Here is a 22,976-nt window from a genome sequence, read left to right on the forward strand (position 1 = left end):
AGCACTTGTCCGCACGGATCCCCCCGGTCCTCCGACCCGAACACCCGACCCCGAGGAGCGTGGCCGAGCTCGCGAACGCGTTCGGCATGCGCGTGGTCGGCTCCGTCGACGCCGTCGAGACGACGGGCGTCACGCTGAGTGCTGCCGAGGTGCAGCCGGGTGACCTCTTCGTCGGTGTGCACGGCGCGAACCGCCACGGCGCCCAGTTCGCGACCGAGGCCGCCGAGCGCGGTGCCGTCGCGGTGCTGACCGACGCCGACGGGGTCGCCCTCGCGGAGCCGTCCGGCATGCCGGTGCTCGTGGTCGAGGACCCGCGCGCCGCACTCGGCGACGTCTCGGCGTGGGTCTACCGCACCCACCCGGACGAGGCGACCGACCTGCCGCAGCTCTTCGCGACGACCGGCACGAACGGCAAGACCAGCACGTCGTACATCCTCGAGGGCATCCTCAAGCAGCTCGGCCTGGTCACCGGCCTCAGCTCGACCGCGGAGCGCCACATCGGCTCGCTCAGCGTGACGAGCCGCCTGACCACGCCCGAGGCCAGCGAGATGCACGCACTCCTGGCCCGCATGCGCGAGTCCGAGGTCCGCGCGGTCGCGGTGGAGGTCAGCGCCCAGGCCCTGAGCCGCCACCGCGTCGACGGCATCGTGTTCGACGTCGCCGGGTTCACGAACCTGTCGCACGACCACCTCGACGACTACGCCGACATGGAGGAGTACTACCAGGCGAAGCTCCCGCTGTTCCAGCCCGAGCACGCCCGTCGTGGCGTCGTCTCGCTGGACACCGACTGGGGCCACCGCGTGGTGCAGGACTCCCGCATCCCGGTCACGACGATCACGGTGCACCCCGAGGTCGAGGCCGAGTGGCACGTCGACATCGTCGAGGCGCACGCGGCCTACACCGAGTTCCGGCTGACCGGTCCGGAGGGCCGCGAGCTGACGACGCGCGTCCCGCTGATCGGCTGGCACATGGCGGCCAACGCCGGACTCGCGATCGTGATGCTGGTCGAGGGCGGCTTCGAGCTCGGTGCCATCGCACACGCCCTCGGGTCGAACCACCGCCGCTACGCGGACGAGACCGACGAGCACCCGGTCAGCGCGATCGAGTGCTACCTGCCCGGACGCACCGAGCGGGTGTCCGGCGACTCGGGCCCGAGCGTCTACGTCGACTTCGGCCACAGCGCCGACGCGTTCGAGAACACGCTCGCCGCGGTCCGGCAGTTCACGCCCGGCAAGGTCCTCATGCTCTTCGGCGCCGACGGTGACCGTGACAAGACCAAGCGCGGCGACATGGCGCGTGTCGCCGCGGCGGGCAGCGACATCCTCGTCGTCACCGACCACCACCCGCGCTTCGAGGACGCCGCGTCGATCCGGAAGACCCTGGTCGACGCCGCGCGCGAGGCCTACCCGGACCACGAGACCTACGAGGTCAGCCCGCCCGAGGCCGCGATCCGCAAGGCCGTGAGCCTGCTCGGCGAGGGCGACTCGATCCTCTGGGCCGGCCCCGGCCACCAGGACTACCGCGACATCGAGGGCGTCCGCACGCCGTACTCGGCGCGCGACGAGGCCCGGCAGGCCCTCCGCGAGGCCGGCTGGGAGCCGAACTCCGGCCCGGCGGAGGAGATCCGATGATCGCCCTGACCCTCGCCGAGATCGCCGCCGCGATCGGCGGCGAGCTCGTCAGCGGTGCCCCGGAGCAGGTCGTCGACGGCAGTGTCGAGACCGACTCGCGCCTGGTCGGCGCCGGCAGCGTGTTCTTCGCCCTGCTCGGCGAGGAGACCGACGGCCACCGCTTCGTGCCGAACGCGGCCGAGGCCGGTGCGGCCCTGGTCGTCACCGAGCGCGCGGTCGCGCTGCCGGACGGCTCCGCCACCGCGCAGGTCGTCGTGTCCGACGGGTATGCCGCACTCGCCGCGCTCGCGCACGAGGTCGTCGCCCGTGTCCGCGCCTCGAGTGTCGACCGTGTGGACGACCAGGGTCGCCCGGCGCCGCTCCGCGTCGTCGGCATCACCGGCTCGAACGGCAAGACGAGCACCAAGAACATGCTCCGGACGATCCTCGAGCAGCACGGTGCGACCGTGGCGCCGCAGGGGTCGTTCAACAACCACGTCGGCGCCCCCGTGTCGATGCTCCGCATCACCCACGACACCCGGTTCCTCGTGGTGGAGATGGGTGCGAGCGGCAAGGGCCACATCGCCAAGCTCGTCTCGATCGCGGAGCCGGACACGGGCGTCGTGCTCAAGGTCGGACTCGCGCACGCCGGTGAGTTCGGCGGCATCGAGGCGACGCAGCGCGCGAAGTCGGAGATGGTCACCGACCTGCCGGCCACCGCGACGGCCCTGCTCAACGTCGACGACGACCGCGTCGCGTCCATGCGCGCGATCACCGATGCGACCGTCGTCGGGTTCGGCACGTCCGCCGGGGCGGACTACCGCATATCCGGCATCGAGACGGACCGCAGCGGCACGCGCTTCACGCTCACGGCGCCTGCCGTCCGCCCCGGAGGCGACGGTCTCGCCGACGCGACGGACCAGCCGGGAGGCACCACCCGCTTCCCCGAGACCGTCGACGTCCGCCTCGCCATCCTCGGCGAGCACCACGCGATGAACGCGTCGGCCGCCCTGACCGTGGCCCACCTGTGGGGCATCCCGCTCGCCGCCGGCGCGGAGGCGCTCGCGTCGATGACGCGGGCCGAGCGCTGGCGCATGGAGCTCCTCCAGGGCGGACCGGAGGGTGTGACCGTCATCAACGACGCGTACAACGCGTCGCCCGACTCGACGGCCGCCGCCCTCCGGACCCTCGCGCAGATCGTGCGCCCGGGGGAGCGCTCGGTCGCCGTGCTCGGCGAGATGGCCGAGCTCGGGGAGTTCTCGACGGAGGAGCACGACCGCATCGGCCGGCTCGTCGTCCGTCTCGGCATCGGACAGCTCGTGGTCGTCGGACCCGGCGCCGCGCCGATCCACCAGGCCGCCACCCTCGAGGGATCGTGGGACGGCGAGTCCGTGTACATCGAGGACGTCGACGCGGCCGTCCACGCCCTGCAGGAGATGGTCCGCCCCGGCGACGTCGTCCTCGTCAAGTCCTCGAAGTCCGCCGAACTGCGATTCCTCGGCGACCGCCTCGGAGGTGTCACCGAATGATCGCGCTCCTCGTCGCCGGCGCCGTGGCGCTGGTGTTCACACTGCTGCTCACACCGCTGTTCATCAAGCTGTTCCACCGCCTCGGCTGGGGACAGTTCATCCGTGACGACGGCCCGCAGTCGCACCACACCAAGCGCGGGACCGCGACCATGGGCGGCATCGTCCTGATCATCGGCGCGGTGCTCGGCTACTTCGTCGGGCACCTGGTGGGCCGCGACTCGGTCACGCTGTCCGGACTGCTCGTGCTCTTCCTGATGGTGGGACTCGGGTTCGTCGGGTTCATCGACGACTTCCTGAAGGTGCGTCGGCAGCGGAGCCTCGGGCTCGGCGGCTGGGCCAAGGTCCTCGGCCAGGTCATCGTCGGCGTGGTGTTCGCCACCATCGCGCTCGTCGTGCCGACCGGCAACGGCAAGCCCCCGGCATCGACGATGATCTCGGCGATCCGCGACGTGCCGTGGCTCGACTTCATGGTGCTCGGCACCGTGATCGGCACCATCCTGTACCTCGCGTGGATCGTGCTGCTGACCGTCTCCACGTCGAACGGTGTGAACGTCGCCGACGGCCTGGACGGTCTCGCGACCGGTTCGAGCATCCTGGCGATCGGCTCGTACGTCATCATCGGCTTCTGGCAGTCGAACCAGATCTGCGGCGGTGTCCGCCTCGACGAGAGCACCAGGCACGCCTGTTACAGCACGTCGGACCCGCTCGACCTCGCGGTCGTGGCGGCTGCCGTGTGCGGTGGCCTGATCGGCTTCCTCTGGTACAACACGTCGCCCGCCCAGATCTTCCTCGGCGACACCGGCTCGCTCGGCCTCGGCGGCGCGCTGGCCGGCCTCGCGATCCTGAGCCGCACCGAGCTGCTGCTCGTCCTGATCGGCGGCCTGTTCTTCATCGTCACCGGGTCGGTCATCCTGCAGCGCGCCTACTTCAAGATCACGCACGGCAAGCGCATCTTCCGGATGAGTCCGCTGCACCACCACTTCGAGCTGAAGGGGTGGGCCGAGGTGACCGTCGTCGTCCGGTTCTGGATCATCGCGGGGCTCTGCGTCGCGGCCGGTGTCGGACTCTTCTACCTGGAGTGGATCGCCCGTGTCGGCTGACGCCCGCCTCGAAGGACTCGACAGCTGGTACGCCGAGGACTGGAAGGGCCTGCGCGTCGCGGTCCTGGGCCTCGGCTCGACCGGGTTCTCGGTCGCCGACACCCTCGTGGAGCTCGGCAGCGACGTCGTCGTCTACGCGCCCGACGGCCCCGCCGACACGGTGGAGCTGCTCGACGTCATCGGCGCGCGGTTCGAGCGCACCCCGCTCGACACCGTCCCGGCCGCGCTCGAGCAGCAGGCCCCGGACGTCGTGGTCGTGTCGCCCGGCCTGCCCCCGCACAACGCCTCGGTCCGCTGGTCGGTCGAGCACAGCACCGTGTGGGGCGACATCGAGCTCGCCTGGCGCGTGCGTGACAAGGTCGTCCGCGGCCCGGTCGCCGCGCCCTGGGTCACCATCACCGGCACGAACGGCAAGACCACCACGACGCAGCTGACCACCGCGATGTTCGCCGCCGCCGGGCTCCGCGCGGTCGCGTGCGGGAACATCGGCGTGCCGGTGCTCGACGTCGTCCGCGACCCGGAGGGCTTCGACGTCCTGGTCGTCGAGCTGTCCAGCCACCAGCTGCACTACATGCCCACCACGGGTGACGGCGCGGTGGTGCCGCTCGCGAGCACCTGCCTCAACATCGCCGACGACCACCTCGAGTGGCACGGCTCCGCCGAGGCGTACCGGGCCGCCAAGGCCAAGGTCTACGAGCGCACCGTGATGGCCTGCGTCTACGACACCGCGGACGAGGCGACCCGTCGGATGGTCGAGGGAGCCGACGTCGTCGAGGGCTGCCGTGCGGTCGGCTTCACGCCCGGCGTGCCCGCACCGGGTGACGTCGGGATCGTGGACGACGTGCTCTGCGACCGCGCCTTCACCGAGGACCGCCGCAACAGCGCGCTCGAGCTCGCCACCCTGGCGGACCTCGAACAGGCCGGGCTCGCCAGCCCGCACATGACGATGAACGTGCTCGCCGCGGCCGCACTCGCCCGCGCGGCCTCGGTCGAGCCGGCGCACATCCGCACCGCGGTGCAGGGCTTCCGCGCGGACCACCACCGCACCGAGCACGTCGCGACCGCGGACGGGATCGCATGGGTCGACGACTCGAAGGCGACCAACCCGCACGCGGCGACCGCGTCGCTCGCGGCGTTCGAGACCGTCGTCTGGGTCGTCGGCGGCCAGTTCAAGGGCGTCGACATCGACGGCCTCGTCGAGCGCTTCGGCCCCGGCGCACGAGCAGTCGTCGTGATCGGCACGGACCGCACGCCCGTGCTCGAGGCATTCGCGCGACACGCGCCGGCGGTCCCGGTCCTGCAGGTCGAGGCGACGGACACTGATCAGGTCATGCCCGAGGCGGTCCGGCATGCCGCCTCGGTCGCACGACCGGGCGACACGGTCCTCCTCGCCCCGGCTGCCGCGTCGTTCGACCAGTTCGACTCCTACGCCGACCGGGGGCGCCGGTTCGCGGCGGCGGTCCACGAGCACCTGGGAGGCACAGCCGATGGCGACCACGGATCTCCCGAGCGGCCGTAGCGGCGGCCGGACGACGGGCAGCGCCGGACAGACGGGCGCCGGACACGACGGCACCGGACACGCGGGTGCGCCCCGTCGTGCGCGCGGTGCCGTCGTCGCGGTGAAGAACGTCTTCGTCGCCGAGTCGAGCACCTTCTACACGATCCTGGGCGTGACGCTCTTCCTCGTCGTGTTCGGCGTGGTGATGGTCCTGTCGTCGTCGAGCGTCGAGCAGTACGCGGCCACCCACGACTTCTTCGGCGCGGCGTCGAAGCAGGGGCTCTACGCGGTGCTCGGCGTCCCGCTCATGCTCGTCGCCAGCCGCGTGCCGGCACGGCTCTGGCGGAAGTGGGCCATGCGGATCCTCGCCGCGGCGCTCGTCCTGCAGCTGCTCGTCTACACGCCGCTCGGCATCGAGATCCAGGGCAACCGGAACTGGATCAAGCTCGGCTCGTTCAGCGCCCAGCCGTCCGAGGCCGTCAAGCTCGGCATCGCCCTGGCCGTCGGCGCGATCATCTACGTGAAGCGCGACCGGCTGCGGGACTGGAAGGAACTGTTCGTCCCGGTCGGCATCGCGACGGTCCTGCCCCTCGGCATGGTGCTCCTCGGCGGTGACCAGGGCACCGCGATGATCATGCTGATCCTGCTGCTGGGTGCGCTCTTCATCGGGGGCGCGCGGGCCAAGCACCTGCTCGTCATCCTCGGGGCGGTCGCGGTCGTGCTGCCGTTCGTCACGATGGCGTCGGCGTCGCGGCAGTACCGCATCAACGCGTGGCTGTCCGGCTGCACGGACTCGAACCAGTACCAGGACCTGTGCTGGCAGCCCGTGCACGGCATGTGGGCGCTGGCGTCCGGCGGGGTGTTCGGCGTCGGCCTCGGCAACTCGAAGGCGAAGTGGTCGTGGCTGCCAGAGGCCGACAACGACTACATCTTCGCGATCATCGGCGAGGAACTGGGGCTCATCGGCGCCGTCGTCGTGCTCGCCCTGTTCATCGTGCTCGCGGTCAGCATGATCAAGGTGATCCGGCAGTCGGACGACCCCTTCGTCCGCACCGTCACCGGCGGCATCATGGCGTGGATCATCGGCCAGGCCCTCGTGAACATCGCGGTCGTGCTGGGTCTGCTGCCGGTGCTCGGGGTACCGTTGCCCCTCATCTCCGCCGGTGGGTCGGCCCTCATCATGACCCTGCTGGCGATCGGCGTCGTGCTGTCCTTCGCCCGTGAGCTGCCGGGCAAGGGCCGTCCAGCGGCGCCGCGCGGTGGCTCTGCACCACAGAACGGAGTGCTCCGGTGAGCACCTACCTCTTCGCCGGCGGGGGCACCGCCGGCCACGTCAACCCGCTGCTCGCGGTCGCCGACCGGCTGACCGAGCAGGACCCCGACGCCCGGGTGCTCGTCCTCGGCACCGCGGAGGGGCTCGAGGCACGGCTCGTCCCGATGCGCGGCTACGAGCTGCTGACAATCCCGCGCCTGCCCTTCCCCGGAAGCTCGACGCGCGCGCCCTCCGCTTCCCCGGTGGCTTCCTCGGCGCGGTCCGGCGCACCGAGCGCTTCATCCGCGAGCACGACGTCGAGGTGGTCCTCGGCGTCGGCGGCTACGCGGCGGCTCCCGCGTACATCGCCGCGAAGCGGACCGGCACCCCGATCGTCGTGCACGAGCAGAACGCGAAGCCCGGGCTCGCGAACCGGCTCGCCGCCCTGCTGACCCGCCACGTGGGGCTGACCTTCTCGAACACGCACCTGCGCCACGGCCGGCTGGTCGGGATGCCGCTCCGCAGGGAGATCGAGTCGCTCGACCGCCGGGCATCGCGGGCCGAGGGCCTCGCCGAGTTCGGCCTCGACCCCGACCGTCCGGTCCTGCTCGTCACGGGAGGCTCGTCCGGCGCGCGGAGCATCAACACGACGGTGAACCGTTCGGCCACGGCGATCGTCGACGCGGGCTGGCAGGTCCTGCACGTCGTCGGCGGCAAGTCCGACATCGGGCCGAGCGACCTCGACGGGTACCACGTGCTGCCGTACTGCGACCGGATGGACCTGGCGTACGCCGCGTCCGACTTCGTGGTGTCGCGGTCGGGTGCCGGAATGGTCTGCGAGCTCACGGCGGTCGGACTGCCGAGCGTGCTCGTGCCGTACCCGGTCGGCAACGGCGAGCAGCGGCACAACGCGACGGACGTCGTCGGCGCCGGGGGAGCGGTCCTCGTCGACGACGCGGCCTTCACCGACGAGTGGGTGACGTTCCAGCTGCTGCCGATCCTGCGCGACCGGGCCCGGATCGCCGACATGGCGGTCCGCGCCGGCAGCGTCGGGCACCGCGACGGGGCGGACCGGATGACGGCCCTCGTCCGCGCGGCGGCGGAGCGCAGCGGCGGAGCACGCCCGGACCGCAGCCGCGGAGCGCGCCCGGACCGCAGCAGCGGATCGAGCACGGACCGCAGCGGCGAGACGAGCGCGGACCGCACGAGCACCAGCACCACGGAGGAACGATGACCATCAAGCCGGACCTGACCCAGCCGATCCCGGACGACCTCGGCACGGTCCACTTCGTCGGCATCGGCGGCTCCGGCATGAGCGGCATCGCGCGGATGTTCCTGGCCGCAGGGCACCGCGTCACGGGCAGCGACTCCCGCGAGACCGCGACGACCGGCACGATGCGTGACCTCGGCGCCGAGGTGCACGTCGGCCACGACGCCGCGAACGTCGGCGACGCGGACACCGTCGTGGTCACGAGCGCCCTGTGGCCGGACAACCCCGAGCTCCTCGAGGCGCAGCGCCGCGGGCTCCCGGTCCTGCACCGGTCCCAGGCCCTCGCCGCGCTCATCGCCGACCACCGCCTGGTCGCGGTCGCCGGCGCGCACGGCAAGACGACCTCGACGGGGATGATCGTCACCGCCATGGTCGAGCTCGGCCTCGACCCGAGCTTCGTCAACGGCGGTGTCATCCAGTCGCTCGGCACGAGCTCGGCCCCCGGCGGCAGCGACCTGTTCGTCGTCGAGGCGGACGAGTCCGACGGGTCCTTCCTGCTCTACGACGTCGCGGTCGCGCTCATCACGAACGTGGACGCCGACCACCTCGACCACTACGGCAGCGAGCAGGCCTTCATCGACGCGTTCGTCGAGTTCGCCGGCAAGGCGAGCGAGCGCATCGTCGTGTCGAGTGACGACGCCGGCGCGAAGCGCGTGACCGAGGGCGTCCGGGCCCGCGAGGACGCCCCGGAGATCGTCACGTTCGGCGAGGCCGCCGACGCCGACGTCCGCATCGAGCGCATCGTCGAGGCGGCGAGCGTCGAGGTCGACCTCCGCGCCGACGGTGAGCACCACCACATGACGCTCCGCGTGCCCGGTCGGCACAACGCCGTCAACGCCGTGGGCGCCTTCGCGGTGCTCACCGGGCTGGGTGTCGAGCCCGCCGACGCGATCCGCGGCATCGAGGCGTTCGGCGGCACCGAGCGACGCTTCGAGCTGCACGGCGTCGAGCGCGGGGTCTCGGTGTACGACGACTACGCACACCACCCCACCGAAGTGGCGGCCGCGCTGCGCGCAGCACGCAACGTCGTCGGTGACGGCCGGATCATCGCGATCCACCAGCCGCACCTCTACTCGCGCACCCGGCTCATGGCCGGCGACTTCGCCCGCGTCTACGAGGAGCTCGCCGACCACACGGTCGTGCTCGACGTCTACGGCGCCCGTGAGGACCCGGAGCCCGGCGTCACCGGCGCCCTCGTCCAGGAGCGCTTCACGGACCAGTCCAAGGTCGAGTTCCTGCCGGACTGGGGCGACGCCGCTGCCCGTGCGGCCGAGGTCGCCCGCGACGGCGACATCGTCATGACGCTGAGCTGCGGTGACGTGTACCGGATCATCCCGCAGGTCCTCGGTGCGCTCCGCCAGGACGGCGACGGGGACCGCGCGCAGTGAAACGACCCGAGGGCTTCGACGGGCGTCCGGAGGAACCGGACGTCCCGGCCGCCGACGCCCGCGCACCGCGGCAGCGTCGCGGTCGGCTGAGCTCATGGCGCGCGGGGCACGGAGCCGCGGGACACGGACCAGCGGACGACGGCCGGGAGGCCCGCCCCGCGTCCGCCCCGTCGTCGCCGGCCGCCGGGGCGGACGCCCCCACCGCCGCACCGGCTCCCGGCACGCACGCTGCGGACCGGACACCGGGCGCGGCACCGACGCAGGCGTCGAACCAGCGCGAGCGTGCGAGCGCCCTCGCCGGCGCCGCCGGGCGGCGCCTCGGCGCCGGCTGGTCGAGCGTCGCCGAGCGCCTGCGCGAGTACACCCCGGACGAGGACCACGCGGGCAGCTCGTCCGCCGGCGCTCCCGACGGTGGCGTCACGTCGCACCACGACGGGACCGGCGCGGATGACGCGGCCGGTGCGGACGACGCGACCGGCGTGGCCACGGTGACCGACGTGATCGACGCGCACCGTGCCTCCCGGACGTCCACCGAGGGTGCGCACAGCACCCCGGTCGGTGCCGGTGTCCGTGCCGCCGAGACCGCCCGCGAGGCCCGCGTCGCGAAGCGCCGCCGTCGGCTGCTCGAACGCGCCGAGGTCCGACGGTTCACGCGTCGTGCGCGACACCGGCGCGCCGCGTGGATCACGGCGGGTGCCGTGGTGGTCGTGTTCGGGGCCTCCATCCTGGTCGCCGTCTACTCACCGCTCATGGCCTTGCGCACGATCGAGGTCCGCGGGACCGAACGGGTCGACGCGACCGCGCTGCGCCAGGCGCTCTCCGACCAGGTGGGCACGCCGCTCGCCCGCATCGACTTCGGCGAGGTCAAGCGCGACATCGCCGGCTTCCCGCTCATCGAGAGCTACGTGACCGAGGAGGTGCCGCCGCACACCCTCGTGGTGACCGTCACCGAACGGACGCCCGTCGTCGCCGTGCAGTCGGGCAACTCGTACGACCTGGTGGACCCGGCCGGCATCGTGGTGCAGTCCTCGCCCGACCGTCCCGAGGGCGTCCCGGTCGCCGACGTGCAGCGGGCCGAGCTCGGCTCGCCGGTGTTCCGGACGATGACCGAGGTGGTGCTGTCACTGCCCTCCACGGTCCGTCGGCAGGTCACCGACGTCCGGGCGACGACCGCTGACGACGTCACGCTCACCCTGGACGACGGCTCGTCGGTCGTGTGGGGGAGCCCCGACGACTCGGACGCGAAGGCGTCGCTCCTCGCGGCGCTCGTGGCGGACCACGCCTCGCGGGACCCGGGCTCCAAGGTCGAGTTCGACGTCTCGGCGCCCGACAACGGGATCGTCCGTCCGGCGCAGTGAGGACGAACGGGCTCGATACCCGCGGCGCCCGGGTGGCGACGACGGCCGTGGTACCGGCGACAGCGGCAATCTCGGCGACACGATCGGCGACACGCGGCGTGGCGGGGCGACAGCGTGCGGAGCGCACCCGTAGCGTCGTGGCAGCACCACAACTACCAGCAACGCCCCTGAACTTCAAGTAGAGGTTGAGGGTTCGACCGGAGGCCCGACTGACGTGACCACGAACCACAACTACCTCGCCGTCATCAAGGTCGTCGGCGTCGGCGGCGGCGGCGTGAACGCCGTGAACCGCATGATCGAGCTCGGCCTCCGCGGCGTCGAGTTCATCGCGATCAACACCGACGCGCAGGCACTCCTGCTCAGCGACGCCGACGTCAAGCTCGACGTGGGCCGCGAGATCACCCGCGGCCTCGGTGCCGGCGCGGACCCGGAGGTCGGCCGTCGTGCCGCCGAGGACCACGCCGAGGAGATCGAGGAGGCCCTCGCAGGTGCCGACATGGTCTTCGTCACCGCCGGCGAGGGCGGCGGGACCGGGACGGGTGGTGCGCCCGTGGTCGCCCGCATCGCGAAGTCGATCGGCGCGCTCACCATCGGTGTCGTCACGAAGCCGTTCAGCTTCGAGGGCAAGCGCCGTCAGTCGCAGGCCGAGAACGGCGTCGCGTCCCTGAAGGACGAGGTCGACACGCTCATCGTCGTGCCGAACGACCGCCTGCTCGAGATCAGCGACCGCGGCATCTCGATGGTCGAGGCCTTCGCGACCGCCGACCAGGTGCTGCTCGCCGGCGTCCAGGGCATCACCGACCTGATCACCACCCCCCGGCCTCATCAACCTCGACTTCGCCGACGTGAAGAGCGTCATGCAGGGCGCCGGTTCGGCCCTCATGGGCATCGGCTCGTCCCGCGGTGCCGACCGTGCGATCAAGGCGGCCGAGCTCGCCGTCGCGTCGCCGCTCCTCGAGGCCTCGATCGACGGTGCGCACGGCGTGCTGCTGTCGATCCAGGGTGGCTCGAACCTCGGCATCTTCGAGATCAACGACGCCGCCCGCCTGGTGCAGGAGGCCGTCCACCCCGAGGCGAACATCATCTTCGGTGCGGTCATCGACGACACCCTGGGCGACGAGGTCCGCGTGACCGTCATCGCCGCGGGCTTCGACGGTGGCGAGCCGGGCGCGCAGCAGAAGGAGCGTCGCTCCAGCTGGGTCGACCCGGAGTCCGGTGCTGCGGCCTCGGCCGGCGCCGCCGGTACCGGCGCGATCGAGGACACCGCGACGAGCGCGCCGTCCTGGTCGACGCAGGAGCACGAGGCGCCCGTGCGTCGCGCTGCCGACCCGGCGTTCGACGACGACGACGAGCTCGACGTCCCCGACTTCCTGAAGTAACCCGTCCCGTGGCAGGTGATCCGCGCCTCCCGTCCGTCGCTCCTGACGGGCCGGAGGCGCGTCTCGCGTCCGTCCGCGGGGCCGTCGCCGACGCCGCCCGGTCCGCCGGACGCTCGGTCGACGACCTGACGCTCGTCGTCGTGACGAAGTACCACCCGGCCTCGCTGGTGCGCGAGCTCGCCGCGCTCGGCGTCACCGACGTGGGGGAGAACCGGCACCAGGAGGCGCAGGCCAAGGCCGCCGAGCTCGCCGACCTCGACCTCACCTGGCACTTCGTCGGGCAGCTGCAGTCGAAGAAGGCCCGGCAGGTGCGCCGCTACGCCGACGTCGTGCAGTCGCTCGACCGCGACTCGGTCGTCGACGCCTTCGCACCCACCGAGACCGAACCGGACCCGCGGGTGATCGACGGCTTCGTGCAGGTCAACCTGACCGACGACCCCGGTCGCGGGGGCGTGCAGCCAGACGACGTCGACGCCATGGTCGAGCGGGTCCTCGCCACCGGCACGATCCGGCTGCGCGGGGTGATGGCGGTCGCGCCGCTCGACGAGGAGCCCCGTCAGGCGTTCGCCCGACTGCGGGGGATCTCGTCGCGGGTCGTCGCGCTCGCCCCCGACGCCACCGACATCTCGGCGGGGATGAGCGGCGACTTCGCCGAGGCGATCGCCGAGGGCGCGACACACCTCCGGATCGGCACCGCAATCACGGGAAACCGGCCGGCCGCGCCCTAGCCTCGTTGCAGGGCACCACGAGCACCGACCTCCGGAGGAACCATGGCGAACCCGCTCAAGAAGACGATGGTCTACCTCGGCCTCGCGGACGAGGAACTGTACGAGGACGAGCAGCAGCAGCAGCAGCAGTCGGCCGCACCGACGCGCCAGGCCGCCGCCCCCGCCGCGGCTCCCGCGGCAGCGTCGGCAGCGCAGGCCCCGGCTGCCGCCGCACCCGCCGCGGCGCCGGCAGCAGCCCCGGCCGCCGCGCCCGCGGAGCCCAAGACGCACACCCACCAGCGCGGCGCCCAGGTCACCCCGCTCCGCCGCTCGCACACGACCGCACAGAAGGCGACCCCGGTCCAGGAAATGAACGAGATCCTCACCGTCCACCCGCGCGAGTACAAGGACGCCCAGTCCATCGCCGAGAGCTTCCGCGACGGCATCCCCGTCATCATCAACCTCTCGCAGATGACCGAGTCGGACGCCCGCCGCATGATCGACTTCGCGTCGGGTCTGTCACTCGGCCTCTACGGCAAGATCGAGCGCGTGACGAACAAGGTCTTCCTGCTCTCGCCGGCCCACGTCGCGGTGAGCGGTGAGCCTGCTGAGGTAGAGTCCGACATCGAGGCGTCCTTCTTCGCCCAGTCCTGAGCCGGAGTCCGGTTCACCCCGCCCCGTGCGGTCGCCGTGACGGCGGACGCACCCGAGCCGAGCGAGCCCCATCGTGTCACTGGTCTTCGGGATCCTCTCCTTCGCCCTCCTGCTCTACTTCTTCGTGATGTGGGGCCGGTTCGCGTTCGACATCGTGCAGGCGTACAACCGCACCTGGCGTCCCCGGGGCGCGATGCTCGTGGTCGCCGACGTCGTCTACACGCTCACCGACCCGCCGATCCGGTTCGTCCGTCGGTTGCTCCCGCCGCTGCGGCTGGGGCCGGTCGCGCTCGACTTCGGCTGGACGATCGTCATGCTCGTGGTGATCATCCTCCGGGTGATCGTCGGCGGACTCGCCCGCGGTTTCTGAAGCAGCACCCCGCCGCGACACGCGCCGCGCCGCGGTCAAGGTCACGGTTCCGATCCGGCCCCGGTGTACGGTGGTCGGGATCGATGTCCGCTCCGGTGGACATCCGCACCGCTCGTCGCGGCTGGTAGATTCGGTCGCGACGCAAGTGGTTCCACACGTTCAGCAGTTCTATTGAGGTGACGGCAATGGCTTTGACGCCGGAAGACGTAGTCAACAAGCGGTTCCAGCCGACGAAGTTCCGCGAGGGCTACGACCAGGACGAGGTCGACGACTTCCTGGACGAGGTCGTCGTCGAGCTCCGCCGCCTGACGGCCGAGAACGACGAGCTCCGCCAGCGCCTGCAGGCAGCCGAGTCGGCGCCGAAGCCGGCCGCGGCCGAGCAGCCCGTCGAGCAGCAGCCCGAGTCGACCCCCGAGCCCGAGCCGGCCCCCGTCGCCGCCGCTCCGGAGCCCGCGCCGGTCGCCGCCGCCGCTCCGGCCCCCTCGACCGTCCCGGCCGACGAGGACACCGAGGGCACGACGAACCTCCTCACGCTCGCTCGCCGCCTGCACGAGGAGCACGTCCGCGAGGGCATCGAGAAGCGCGACGCACTCATCGCCGAGGGCACCGCGCAGGCCGCCCGCCTGGTCTCCGAGGCCGAGGCGAAGCAGCGCCAGATCATCGCCGACACCGAGAACACCAACCGCCAGCGCGTCGCGGTGCTCGAGGGCGAGCAGCGTCAGCTCGAGGGCAAGATCGACGAGCTCCGCACCTTCGAGCGCGACTACCGTGCGCAGCTCAAGAGCTACATCCAGGGTCAGCTCGCCGAGCTCGACGGGTCCGGCTCGCAGGAGTCCGGCCTCACCCCCGCGCCCGCTTCGGCGCAGGGCTTCGGCAACTGACGTTGGTCAGACCAGCACCGACGGCGAAGGTCAGTGTCCGCGCGATCGCGGCACTGGCCTTCGCCGCTGTCGTCGTGGTGGCGCTCGACCAGGGCGTGAAGGCACTCGTCGTCGCGAACCTGCCGTACGGCCAGGTCGTCCCGGTCCTCGGTGACGCGCTCCAGCTGCTGTACGTCCGGAACCCCGGGGCCGCGTTCTCGTTCGCGGTCAACATGACGTGGGTGTTCTCGATCGTGTCGACGGCGGTCGTCGTGGCCATCATCGTGTTCGCCCGGCGCATCCGGTCGATGTGGTGGGCGATCGTGCTCGGCATGCTGCTCGGTGGTGCGCTCGGCAACCTGCTCGACCGGCTCTTCCGTGAGCCGGGCTTCGGCCGCGGTCACGTGGTCGACTTCATCTCCACGCCGTGGATGATGCCCGCGATCTACAACATCGCCGACTCGTTCATCTGCGTGAGCATGGTCGTGTTCGTGCTCCTCGTCATCCTCGGTGTGAACCTCGACGGCACCCGCGCGCTGACCGCGAAGCAGCAGCGCGCTGCTGACGCGGCTGCCCGCTCCGACGCGGCCGACGGGGCGGACTCGCCCCGTGCCTCCCGTCCGGTGGTGGCGGAGCCGGACCCGCGTGCGCCGCGCGAGGGCCGCGACGTCCTCGGGCACGACGCGACGTGAGCGAGCAGCGTTCCCTGCCCGTGCCGGACGGACTCGCCGGCGAGCGGGTCGACGCGGCGATCGCGAAGCTGCTCGGGTTCTCGCGGTCCTTCGCGGCCGAGGTCGTCGCGGCCGGTGGTGTCCGGGTCGACGGCGTCGAGGTCGGCAAGTCCGACCGTCTGCACGCCGACTCGTGGCTCGAGGTCGAGTGGTCCCCGAAGGAACCCCCGCGCATCGTGCCGGTCGAGGTGCCCGGGATGCGGGTCGTGCACGACGACGAGGACATCGTCGTCGTCGACAAGCCGATCGGCGTCGCCGCGCACCCGTCGCCCGGCTGGGACGGGCCGACCGTCCCCGGTGGGCTCGCCGCCGCGGGCTTCACCATCGCGACCTCCGGCGCCGCCGAGCGCGCGGGCATCGTGCACCGGCTCGACGTCGGCACCTCGGGCCTGATGGTCGTCGCGAAGACCGAGCTGGCGTACACGCACCTGAAGCGGGCGTTCAAGGAGCGCACGGTCGACAAGGTCTACCACGCACTGGCGCAGGGGCACCCCGACCCGACTGCGGGGACCATCGACGCCCCCATCGGTCGGCACCCGTCGAGTGATTGGAAGTTCGCGGTCACGGCCGACGGCAAGCCGAGCGTGACGCACTACGAGACCCTCGAGGCCTTCCGGTCGGCGAGCCTGCTCGAGGTGCACCTGGAGACCGGGCGGACGCACCAGATCCGCGTGCACATGGCGGCGACCAAGCACCCGCTCGTCGGCGACACGATGTACGGCGCCGACCCGGTGCTCGCCTCGGAGCTCGGGTTGACCCGGCAGTGGCTCGACGCGGTCCGGCTCGGGTTCGAGCACCCGCGCACGGGGGAGTGGGTCGAGTTCGAGGCGTCCTACCCCGACGACCTGCAGCAGGCGCTCGACCGCATCCGCGCGGCGTCGGCGTAGTCCGGCGGGGTCGCAGCCGGCGCGCTCGGCTCGGCGCTGACCGGGTCGGCTCGGCGGCGGGCTGGTCCTGGGCGCGCAACCTGCCGCCCGCGGTCGTTCCGCTCGCACGACTTGCCGTGCGGTGGGGAAGTGAGCGGCAGGTCGTGCGACCTGAGCCGGCTGGCCGTCGTGTCCCACCTGCGGCCTGGAGGCTCGTTGCGGCGCCGCCACGCGCCTCCAGGCCGTCGCCGGGTCACGTCTGCCGCCGTCCGTTCCGTCGAGCGGGCAGGATCTGTCACGGTCGGCGGCATCCGCCGACGTGTTCCGCCCGCTCGGCGGACCGCCTGCGGCGTGTCCCGCCCGCTCGCGCGCGACCGGCGGCTCCGCCCGGCCGCGACCGCCGCCGCCGCCGCCGCCGCCGCGGCCGCCGCCGCGGCCGCCGCCGCGGCCGCCGCCGCGGCCGCCGCCGGCTCGAACGGCACCACATCCCGTGAGCGGCCGAGCGGGCCGTTCCCGTCACGCTGGACGGCCCCGCCCGGCGTGTTCCGCCCGCTCGGCGGACCGCCTGCGGCGTGTTCCGCCCGTCCGCGGGGCGGGACCGCCGGGCCCCCGGCGACGGGCACGCCGGACACGCGGGGGACGTCGGTGCTGCCGGTTAGGCTTGTCCCGCCCCGCAGCAGTCCCCGTCGAAACCGGAGGTCCCGTGTCGGATTCCGACTCCTTCGTCCACCTGCACGTGCACAGTGAGTACTCGATGCTCGACGGCGCCGCCCGGTTGAGCGACCTGGTCGCCGAGACCGCCGCGCAGGGCATGCCGGCCGTCGCGGTCACCGACCACGGCAACATGTTCGGCGCGTTCGAGTTCTGGAAGGCGGCGAAGGCCGGCGGGGTCAAGCCGATCATCGGGACCGAGGCGTACATCACGCCGCGCACGCACCGGTCGGACAAGACCCGTGTGCGCTGGGGCGACGGCGGCGGGGACGACGTGTCCGGTTCCGGCGCGTACACGCACATGACGATGTTCGCCGAGAACACCACGGGCATGCACAACCTGTTCCGGCTCTCCAGCCGGGCGTCGATCGAGGGCTACTACTTCAAGCCCCGCATGGACATCGAACTCCTCGACCAGTACCACGAGGGGATCATCGCGACGACGGGCTGCCCCTCCGGCGAGATCCAGACGCGCCTGCGGCTCGGTCAGTACGACGAGGCGCTCAAGGCAGCGGCGGACTACCGCGACATCTTCGGCAAGGACAACTACTTCGCCGAGATCATGGACCACGGCCTCGAGATCGAGCGCCGGGTGATCGAGGACGTCGTCCGGATCTCGAAGGACCTCGGCATCCCGCTCGTCGGCACCAACGACCTGCACTACACGCACTCGCACGATGCGAAGTCGCACGCGGCGCTCCTCTGCGTCCAGTCCGGCTCGACCCTCAACGACCCGAACCGCTTCAAGTTCGACGCCGACGAGTTCTACCTGAAGACCCCGCAGCAGATGCGGCACGTCTTCCGCGACCACCCCGAGGCCTGTGACAACACGCTGCTCATCGCCGAGCGGTGCAACGTCGAGTTCGACACCGCGGCGAACTACATGCCGAAGTTCCCGGTGCCCGAGGGCGAGACGGAGCACTCCTGGTTCGAGAAGGAGGTCGCGAAGGGCCTGCAGTACCGGTACCCGGACGGCATCTCGAAGGAGGTCCAGGACCGCGCCGACTACGAGGTCGGGATCATCAACCAGATGGGCTTCCCGGGCTACTTCCTGGTGGTCGCAGACTTCATCAACTGGTCGAAGAACAACGGCATCCGCGTCGGTCCGGGCCGTGGTTCCGGTGCCGGCTCGATGGTGGCGTACGCGATGCGCATCACCGACCTCGACCCCATCCGGCACGGGCTGATCTTCGAGCGCTTCCTCAACCCGGACCGCGTCTCGATGCCCGACTTCGACGTCGACTTCGACGACCGGCGCCGCGGTGAGGCGATCAAGTACGTCACCGAGAAGTACGGGTCCGCGCGCGTCGCGCAGATCGTCACGTACGGCACCATCAAGGCGAAGCAGGCGCTCAAGGACTCCTCGCGCGTGCTCGGCTTCCCGTTCGGCATGGGCGAGAAGCTCACGAAGGCGATGCCGCCGCCCGTGATGGGCAAGGACATCCCGCTCACCGGGATCTTCGACAAGGACCACCCTCGCTACAAGGAGGCGGTCGACGTCCGGACGGTCGTCGAGACCGACCCCGAGGCGAAGACCGTCTTCGACACCGCGCTCGGGCTCGAGGGCCTGAAGCGCCAGTGGGGCGTGCACGCCGCCGGTGTGATCATGTCGAGCGAGCCGCTCATCGACATCATCCCGGTCATGAAGCGCGAGCAGGACGGCCAGATCGTCACGCAGTTCGACTACCCGGCAGCGGAGTCGCTCGGTCTGATCAAGATGGACTTCCTGGGGCTCCGGAACCTGACGATCATCAGTGACGCCCTCGACAACATCAAGTCGAATCGGGGCATCGAGCTCGACCTCGAGACGATGGGCCTCGAGGACGAGGCCGCCTACCAACTGCTGCAGCGCGGTGACACCCTCGGTGTGTTCCAGCTCGACGGCGGCCCGATGCGCGGTCTGCTCCGACTGATGAAGCCGGACAACTTCGAGGACATCTCCGCGCTCATCGCCCTGTACCGCCCGGGCCCCATGGGTGCGAACTCGCACACGAACTACGCGCTCCGCAAGAACGGCGAGCAGGCGATCACGCCGATCCACCCGGAGCTCGAGGAGCCCCTGCAGGACATCATCGGTACGACCTACGGCCTGATCATCTACCAGGAGCAGGTCATGGCCATCGCGCAGAAGGTCGCCGGCTTCTCGCTCGGCCAGGCGGACATCCTCCGTCGCGCGATGGGCAAGAAGAAGAAGTCCGAGCTGGACAAGCAGTACGCGGGCTTCGAGAAGGGCATGCAGGACAACGGCTACTCGGCCGCGGCGATCAAGACGCTCTGGGACATCCTGCTGCCGTTCTCCGACTACGCGTTCAACAAGGCGCACTCCGCCGCGTACGGCGTGGTGTCGTTCTGGACGGCGTACCTCAAGGCGCACTACCCGGCCGAGTACATGGCGGCGCTGCTGACCAGTGTCGGTGACGCCCGCGACAAGCTCGCGCTGTACCTCAACGAGTGCCGCCGGATGGGCATCCGGGTCATGCCGCCGGACGTCAACGAGTCGATCGGCTTCTTCGCGGCCGTCGGCGACGACATCCGCTTCGGCATGGGTGCGATCCGCAACGTCGGCTTCAACGTCGTCGACGACATCGTGCAGGCCCGGACGGAGAAGGGCGCGTTCGAGTCGTTCCACGACTTCCTGCGGAAGATCCCGATCTCGTCGGCGAACAAGCGGACGGTCGAGTCGCTCATCAAGGCCGGTGCCTTCGACGAGTTCGGCGACACCCGACGCGCGCTCGTCGAGATCCACGAGGGCGCGGTCGAGGGCGCGGTGAAGGTGAAGCGCGACGAGGCCAACGGCAACGTCGGCTTCGACTTCGACTCGCTGTTCGCCGAGGTCGCCGAGGAGACGCCCGCGTCCGCGCCGGTGTCCCAGGTGCCGGACCGGCCCGAGTGGTCGAAGCGCGACAAGCTGGCCTTCGAGCGGGACATGCTCGGGCTGTACGTGTCCGACCACCCGCTCGCCGGCCTCGAGATCGAGCTGGCGAAGCACCAGTCGATCACCATCGCCGACCTGATCGCCGCCGACGACGGCATCGAGGGCGAGACGGTCACGGTCGCCGGGCTGCTGACCAGCGTGCAGCACCGCGTCGCGAAGTCGAGCGGCAACCCGTACGGCATCGTGCAGATCGAGGACTTCGGCGGCGAGATCGGCGTGATGTTCCTGGGCAAGACGTACCAGGAGTTCGGGCCGTCCCTGGTGGCGGACTCGATCGTGGTGCTCCGCGGCCGGGTCAACGTCCGCGACGACGGCAAGGCCCTGCACGCGGTGAGCATGTTCCAGCCGAACGTCGGCGACGCGATGGGGTCCGGACCGCTCACGCTGTCCCTGCCCGAGCGCCAGGCGACGACGTCGACGGTGACCGAGCTCGCCGCCGTGCTCGGCCGACACCAGGGCGAGACCGAGGTCCGGCTCCGGCTGCTCAAGGACGACGTCGCGCGGACGTTCGAGCTGCCGTTCCCGGTCAACCTGACGCCCGACCTGTTCGGCGAGCTGAAGAGCCTGCTCGGGCCGCGCTGCCTGGTCTAGGCACCGACGTGACCGTCCCCGGAGCACCGCGGCCCTCGGCCGCGGTGCTCCGGGCGTTCGGCGTGGGGGACCGGCGACCGTTGCTCCTGCCCGGCGGGCAGGGCACGACGTGGCGTGCGGACGGCATCGTCCTGCGTCCGCACGGTGACGTCCGGGAGGCACGGTGGCGGTCCGCCACGCTGGCCCGCCTCGCGCACACCGACGGCTTCCGCACGCCGCGCCCGGTCCCGAGCACCGACGGCGGCTGGCTCGCGGACGGCTGGGAGGCCTGGGCGTGGCTGCCCGGCGCCACCGACCCGACCCGCGTCGAGGACGTCCTCGCCGCGGGTGCTGCCTTCCACCGCGCGGTCGCGCACCTGCCCCGTCCGGCGTTCCTCGACCTGGTCGACGACCCGTGGAGCCGGGCGGACCGGCTCGTCTGGGGGCCCGAGCCCCTGCCGTCGGAGCCGCTGCTCGACCGGCTCGCTGCGGGCTTCCGGCCCGTCCGCGCACCGTCGCAGCTGGTGCACCGCGACCTCCTCGGCAACGTGCTCTTCGCCCCGGGGGAACCACCGACCGTGTTCGACTGGGCCCCCACCTGGCGACCGGTGGGCTTCGCCGCCGCGGTGACCGCCGTCGATGCGGTGTGCTGGCACGGCGTGCCGATCGGTCGTCTGCCGGCGCTCGGGCAGCTCGCGACGGCGCCCGGGTGGCCGCAGTTGCTCGTTCGGGCACTCGCGTTCCGCGTGCTCGTCCTGCAGCTGCTCGGGGGGTGGGACGACGACCACGCTGCGCGTCACCGTCCCCTGGCGGAGGCGCTGCTGTCGGGCGCCGCCGGTACGCTGGACGCCTGATGATGCAGCGAATCGACCTCCGCGGCGGCCTGCCCGCCCGTGCCGACCTCCTCCGCCTCATGCCGCGTGCCGTCGGTGACGTCTCCCACGCCGTCGACGCCGCGCGCGAGCTCGTGGACGCGGTCCGGCAGCACGGGGCCGCGGCGCTCCGCGAGCAGGCGGACCGCTTCGACGGGGGAGCGCCGGAGCACGTGCGGGTCCCCGCCGCCGAGATCGCCGCGGCCGTCGCCGGCCTGAGCCCGGAGCTGCGCGAGGCCCTGGACGAGGCGATCCGCCGGGTCCGTGCCGCGAGTGCCGCGCAGGTCCCCGCCGGGTCGGTCACGTGCCTGGCCGACGGCGCCGAGGTCCACCAGCGCTGGCAGCCGATGCGACGGGTCGGGCTCTACGTGCCGGGCGGCAAGGCCGTCTACCCGTCGAGCGTCGTCATGAACGTGGTCCCCGCGCAGGTCGCAGGCGTCGGGTCGATCGCCCTCGTCTCACCGCCGCAGCGCGACCACGGCGGGCGGGTGCACCCGACGATCCTCGCCGCGGCCGGACTGCTCGGCATCGACGAGGTCTACGCGATGGGCGGGGCCGGCGCGGTCGGCGCGCTGGCGTACGGCGTGAGCGAGATCGGCCTCGAGCCGGTCGACCTGGTCACCGGCCCGGGGAACAACTTCGTCGCCGCGGCCAAGCGCCTGGTGCGCGGTGTCGTCGGCATCGACTCCGAGGCCGGGGCCACCGAGATCCTCGTCATCGCGGACGACACCGCGGACGCCGGCTACGTCGCCGCCGACCTGGTGAGCCAGGCCGAGCACGACGAGCAGGCCGGCAGCGTCCTGGTGACCACCTCGCCCGCGTTCGCCGACGCGGTCGAGGCCGCGATCCCGCAACGGGTGGCGGCGCTGGGGACGGCTGCGCGCCTCCAGACCGCACTCGACGGACCGCAGTCCGCGATCGTGCTGGTCGACTCGCTGGCCGACGCCGCGACCGTGAGCAACGCGTACGGGCCGGAGCACCTCGAGATCCAGACCGCCGACGACGACGCCGTGCTGGCCGACATCGACGCGGCCGGTGCCGTGTTCGTCGGGCCGAGCACGCCGGTGAGCCTCGGGGACTACCTGGCGGGGTCGAACCACGTGCTGCCGACCGGCGGTCAGGCGCGGTTCGGGTCGGGGCTGTCTGCCTCGACGTTCCTCCGGCCGCAGCAGGTCATCCGGTACACGCCCGCGGCCCTGGCCGAGGTCGCGCCGCACATCGTGGCGCTCGCGACCGAGGAGCAGCTGCCCGGGCACGGGGCCGCCGTCACGGAGCGGACGACCCGGGCCTGAGTGCGGGCCGTCGTCCACAGGGCC

16 protein-coding genes and 2 pseudogenes are annotated in these 22,976 nt (G+C 71.9%); all 18 read left to right on the top strand.

The window, feature by feature from the left end; all coding sequences use genetic code 11:
• Nucleotides 1–5: 5 nt before the first annotated feature.
• On the top strand, nucleotides 6–1,631 hold the full coding sequence (locus tag LCG91_RS06340) for a Mur ligase family protein (RefSeq protein WP_058729765.1): 1,626 nt from the start codon (nucleotides 6–8) through the stop codon (nucleotides 1,629–1,631).
• The gene (locus LCG91_RS06345) at nucleotides 1,628–3,139 is read left to right on the top strand and encodes a UDP-N-acetylmuramoyl-tripeptide--D-alanyl-D-alanine ligase (protein ID WP_224442863.1); all 1,512 of its coding nucleotides are present in this window, start codon (nucleotides 1,628–1,630) and stop codon (nucleotides 3,137–3,139) included. Before LCG91_RS06340 ends, LCG91_RS06345 begins: the two co-directional genes overlap by 4 nt.
• Nucleotides 3,136–4,239, top strand: coding sequence for a phospho-N-acetylmuramoyl-pentapeptide-transferase (gene mraY / locus LCG91_RS06350; RefSeq protein WP_058729734.1), 1,104 nt, complete (start codon nucleotides 3,136–3,138; stop codon nucleotides 4,237–4,239). The genes LCG91_RS06345 and mraY overlap by 4 nt, the downstream gene beginning before the upstream one ends.
• Entirely contained in the window at nucleotides 4,229–5,758 is a 1,530-nt protein-coding gene (gene murD / locus LCG91_RS06355; RefSeq protein WP_224442864.1) for a UDP-N-acetylmuramoyl-L-alanine--D-glutamate ligase, read from the top strand. The genes mraY and murD overlap by 11 nt, the downstream gene beginning before the upstream one ends.
• The gene (gene ftsW, locus LCG91_RS06360; protein ID WP_058729736.1) at nucleotides 5,727–7,031 is read left to right on the top strand and encodes a putative lipid II flippase FtsW; all 1,305 of its coding nucleotides are present in this window, start codon (nucleotides 5,727–5,729) and stop codon (nucleotides 7,029–7,031) included. Before murD ends, ftsW begins: the two co-directional genes overlap by 32 nt.
• Nucleotides 7,028–8,223: pseudogene (locus LCG91_RS06365) on the top strand (UDP-N-acetylglucosamine--N-acetylmuramyl-(pentapeptide) pyrophosphoryl-undecaprenol N-acetylglucosamine transferase). The gene ftsW and the pseudogene LCG91_RS06365 overlap by 4 nt, the downstream one beginning before the upstream one ends.
• Nucleotides 8,220–9,647 (top strand): UDP-N-acetylmuramate--L-alanine ligase, encoded by a 1,428-nt coding sequence (gene murC, locus LCG91_RS06370; RefSeq protein ID WP_224442865.1) that lies wholly within the window; start codon nucleotides 8,220–8,222, stop codon nucleotides 9,645–9,647. The pseudogene LCG91_RS06365 and the gene murC overlap by 4 nt, the downstream one beginning before the upstream one ends.
• Nucleotides 9,644–11,005, top strand: a complete 1,362-nt coding sequence (locus LCG91_RS06375; protein ID WP_224442866.1) for an FtsQ-type POTRA domain-containing protein — start codon at nucleotides 9,644–9,646, stop codon at nucleotides 11,003–11,005. Before murC ends, LCG91_RS06375 begins: the two co-directional genes overlap by 4 nt.
• A 214-nt stretch (nucleotides 11,006–11,219) precedes the next feature.
• A pseudogene (gene ftsZ, locus LCG91_RS06380) lies at nucleotides 11,220–12,384 on the top strand (cell division protein FtsZ).
• Between the two features lie 8 nt (nucleotides 12,385–12,392).
• On the top strand, nucleotides 12,393–13,112 hold the full coding sequence (locus tag LCG91_RS06385) for a YggS family pyridoxal phosphate-dependent enzyme (RefSeq protein ID WP_224442867.1): 720 nt from the start codon (nucleotides 12,393–12,395) through the stop codon (nucleotides 13,110–13,112).
• Nucleotides 13,113–13,154: 42 nt separating this feature from the next.
• A complete protein-coding gene (locus tag LCG91_RS06390; protein WP_224442868.1) occupies nucleotides 13,155–13,745 on the top strand; it encodes a cell division protein SepF in 591 nt (196 codons plus the stop codon).
• A 73-nt stretch (nucleotides 13,746–13,818) separates the two neighbouring features.
• Nucleotides 13,819–14,115 carry a YggT family protein gene (locus tag LCG91_RS06395; protein ID WP_082687673.1) on the top strand — a complete coding sequence of 99 codons (297 nt, stop codon included), beginning with the start codon at nucleotides 13,819–13,821 and terminating at the stop codon, nucleotides 14,113–14,115.
• Between the two features lie 185 nt (nucleotides 14,116–14,300).
• Nucleotides 14,301–14,996 (top strand): DivIVA domain-containing protein, encoded by a 696-nt coding sequence (locus LCG91_RS06400; RefSeq protein ID WP_058729743.1) that lies wholly within the window; start codon nucleotides 14,301–14,303, stop codon nucleotides 14,994–14,996.
• A gap of 2 nt (nucleotides 14,997–14,998) precedes the next feature.
• Complete coding sequence (lspA, locus tag LCG91_RS06405; protein ID WP_224442869.1) at nucleotides 14,999–15,667, top strand: signal peptidase II; 669 nt, start codon at nucleotides 14,999–15,001, stop codon at nucleotides 15,665–15,667.
• Entirely contained in the window at nucleotides 15,664–16,593 is a 930-nt protein-coding gene (locus LCG91_RS06410; RefSeq protein ID WP_058729744.1) for an RluA family pseudouridine synthase, read from the top strand. Before lspA ends, LCG91_RS06410 begins: the two co-directional genes overlap by 4 nt.
• A gap of 733 nt (nucleotides 16,594–17,326) precedes the next feature.
• The gene (dnaE, locus tag LCG91_RS06415) at nucleotides 17,327–20,809 is read left to right on the top strand and encodes a DNA polymerase III subunit alpha (RefSeq protein ID WP_411955835.1); all 3,483 of its coding nucleotides are present in this window, start codon (nucleotides 17,327–17,329) and stop codon (nucleotides 20,807–20,809) included.
• A gap of 8 nt (nucleotides 20,810–20,817) precedes the next feature.
• The gene (locus LCG91_RS06420; protein ID WP_224442871.1) at nucleotides 20,818–21,642 is read left to right on the top strand and encodes a hypothetical protein; all 825 of its coding nucleotides are present in this window, start codon (nucleotides 20,818–20,820) and stop codon (nucleotides 21,640–21,642) included.
• Nucleotides 21,642–22,952 carry a histidinol dehydrogenase gene (gene hisD / locus LCG91_RS06425; protein WP_224442872.1) on the top strand — a complete coding sequence of 437 codons (1,311 nt, stop codon included), beginning with the start codon at nucleotides 21,642–21,644 and terminating at the stop codon, nucleotides 22,950–22,952. The genes LCG91_RS06420 and hisD overlap by 1 nt, the downstream gene beginning before the upstream one ends.
• The last annotated feature ends 24 nt before the right edge of the window (nucleotides 22,953–22,976 follow it).

Origin of the sequence: Curtobacterium sp. TXMA1, assembly GCF_020162095.1 — a bacterium.
Lineage (GTDB): Bacteria > Actinomycetota > Actinomycetes > Actinomycetales > Microbacteriaceae > Curtobacterium.

What these genes read in the sequence shown, in the direction of transcription:
- LCG91_RS06345 (WP_224442863.1), top strand. Translation starts at nt 1,628, where the DNA reads ATGATCGCCCTGACCCTCGCCGAGATCGCCGCCGCGATCGGCGGCGAG.
- mraY (WP_058729734.1), top strand. Translation starts at nt 3,136, where the DNA reads ATGATCGCGCTCCTCGTCGCCGGCGCCGTGGCGCTGGTGTTCACACTG.
- ftsW (WP_058729736.1), top strand. Translation starts at nt 5,727, where the DNA reads ATGGCGACCACGGATCTCCCGAGCGGCCGTAGCGGCGGCCGGACGACG.
- murC (WP_224442865.1), top strand. Translation starts at nt 8,220, where the DNA reads ATGACCATCAAGCCGGACCTGACCCAGCCGATCCCGGACGACCTCGGC.
- LCG91_RS06390 (WP_224442868.1), top strand. Translation starts at nt 13,155, where the DNA reads ATGGCGAACCCGCTCAAGAAGACGATGGTCTACCTCGGCCTCGCGGAC.
- LCG91_RS06400 (WP_058729743.1), top strand. Translation starts at nt 14,301, where the DNA reads ATGGCTTTGACGCCGGAAGACGTAGTCAACAAGCGGTTCCAGCCGACG.
- dnaE (WP_411955835.1), top strand. Translation starts at nt 17,327, where the DNA reads ATGCTCGACGGCGCCGCCCGGTTGAGCGACCTGGTCGCCGAGACCGCC.
- hisD (WP_224442872.1), top strand. Translation starts at nt 21,642, where the DNA reads ATGATGCAGCGAATCGACCTCCGCGGCGGCCTGCCCGCCCGTGCCGAC.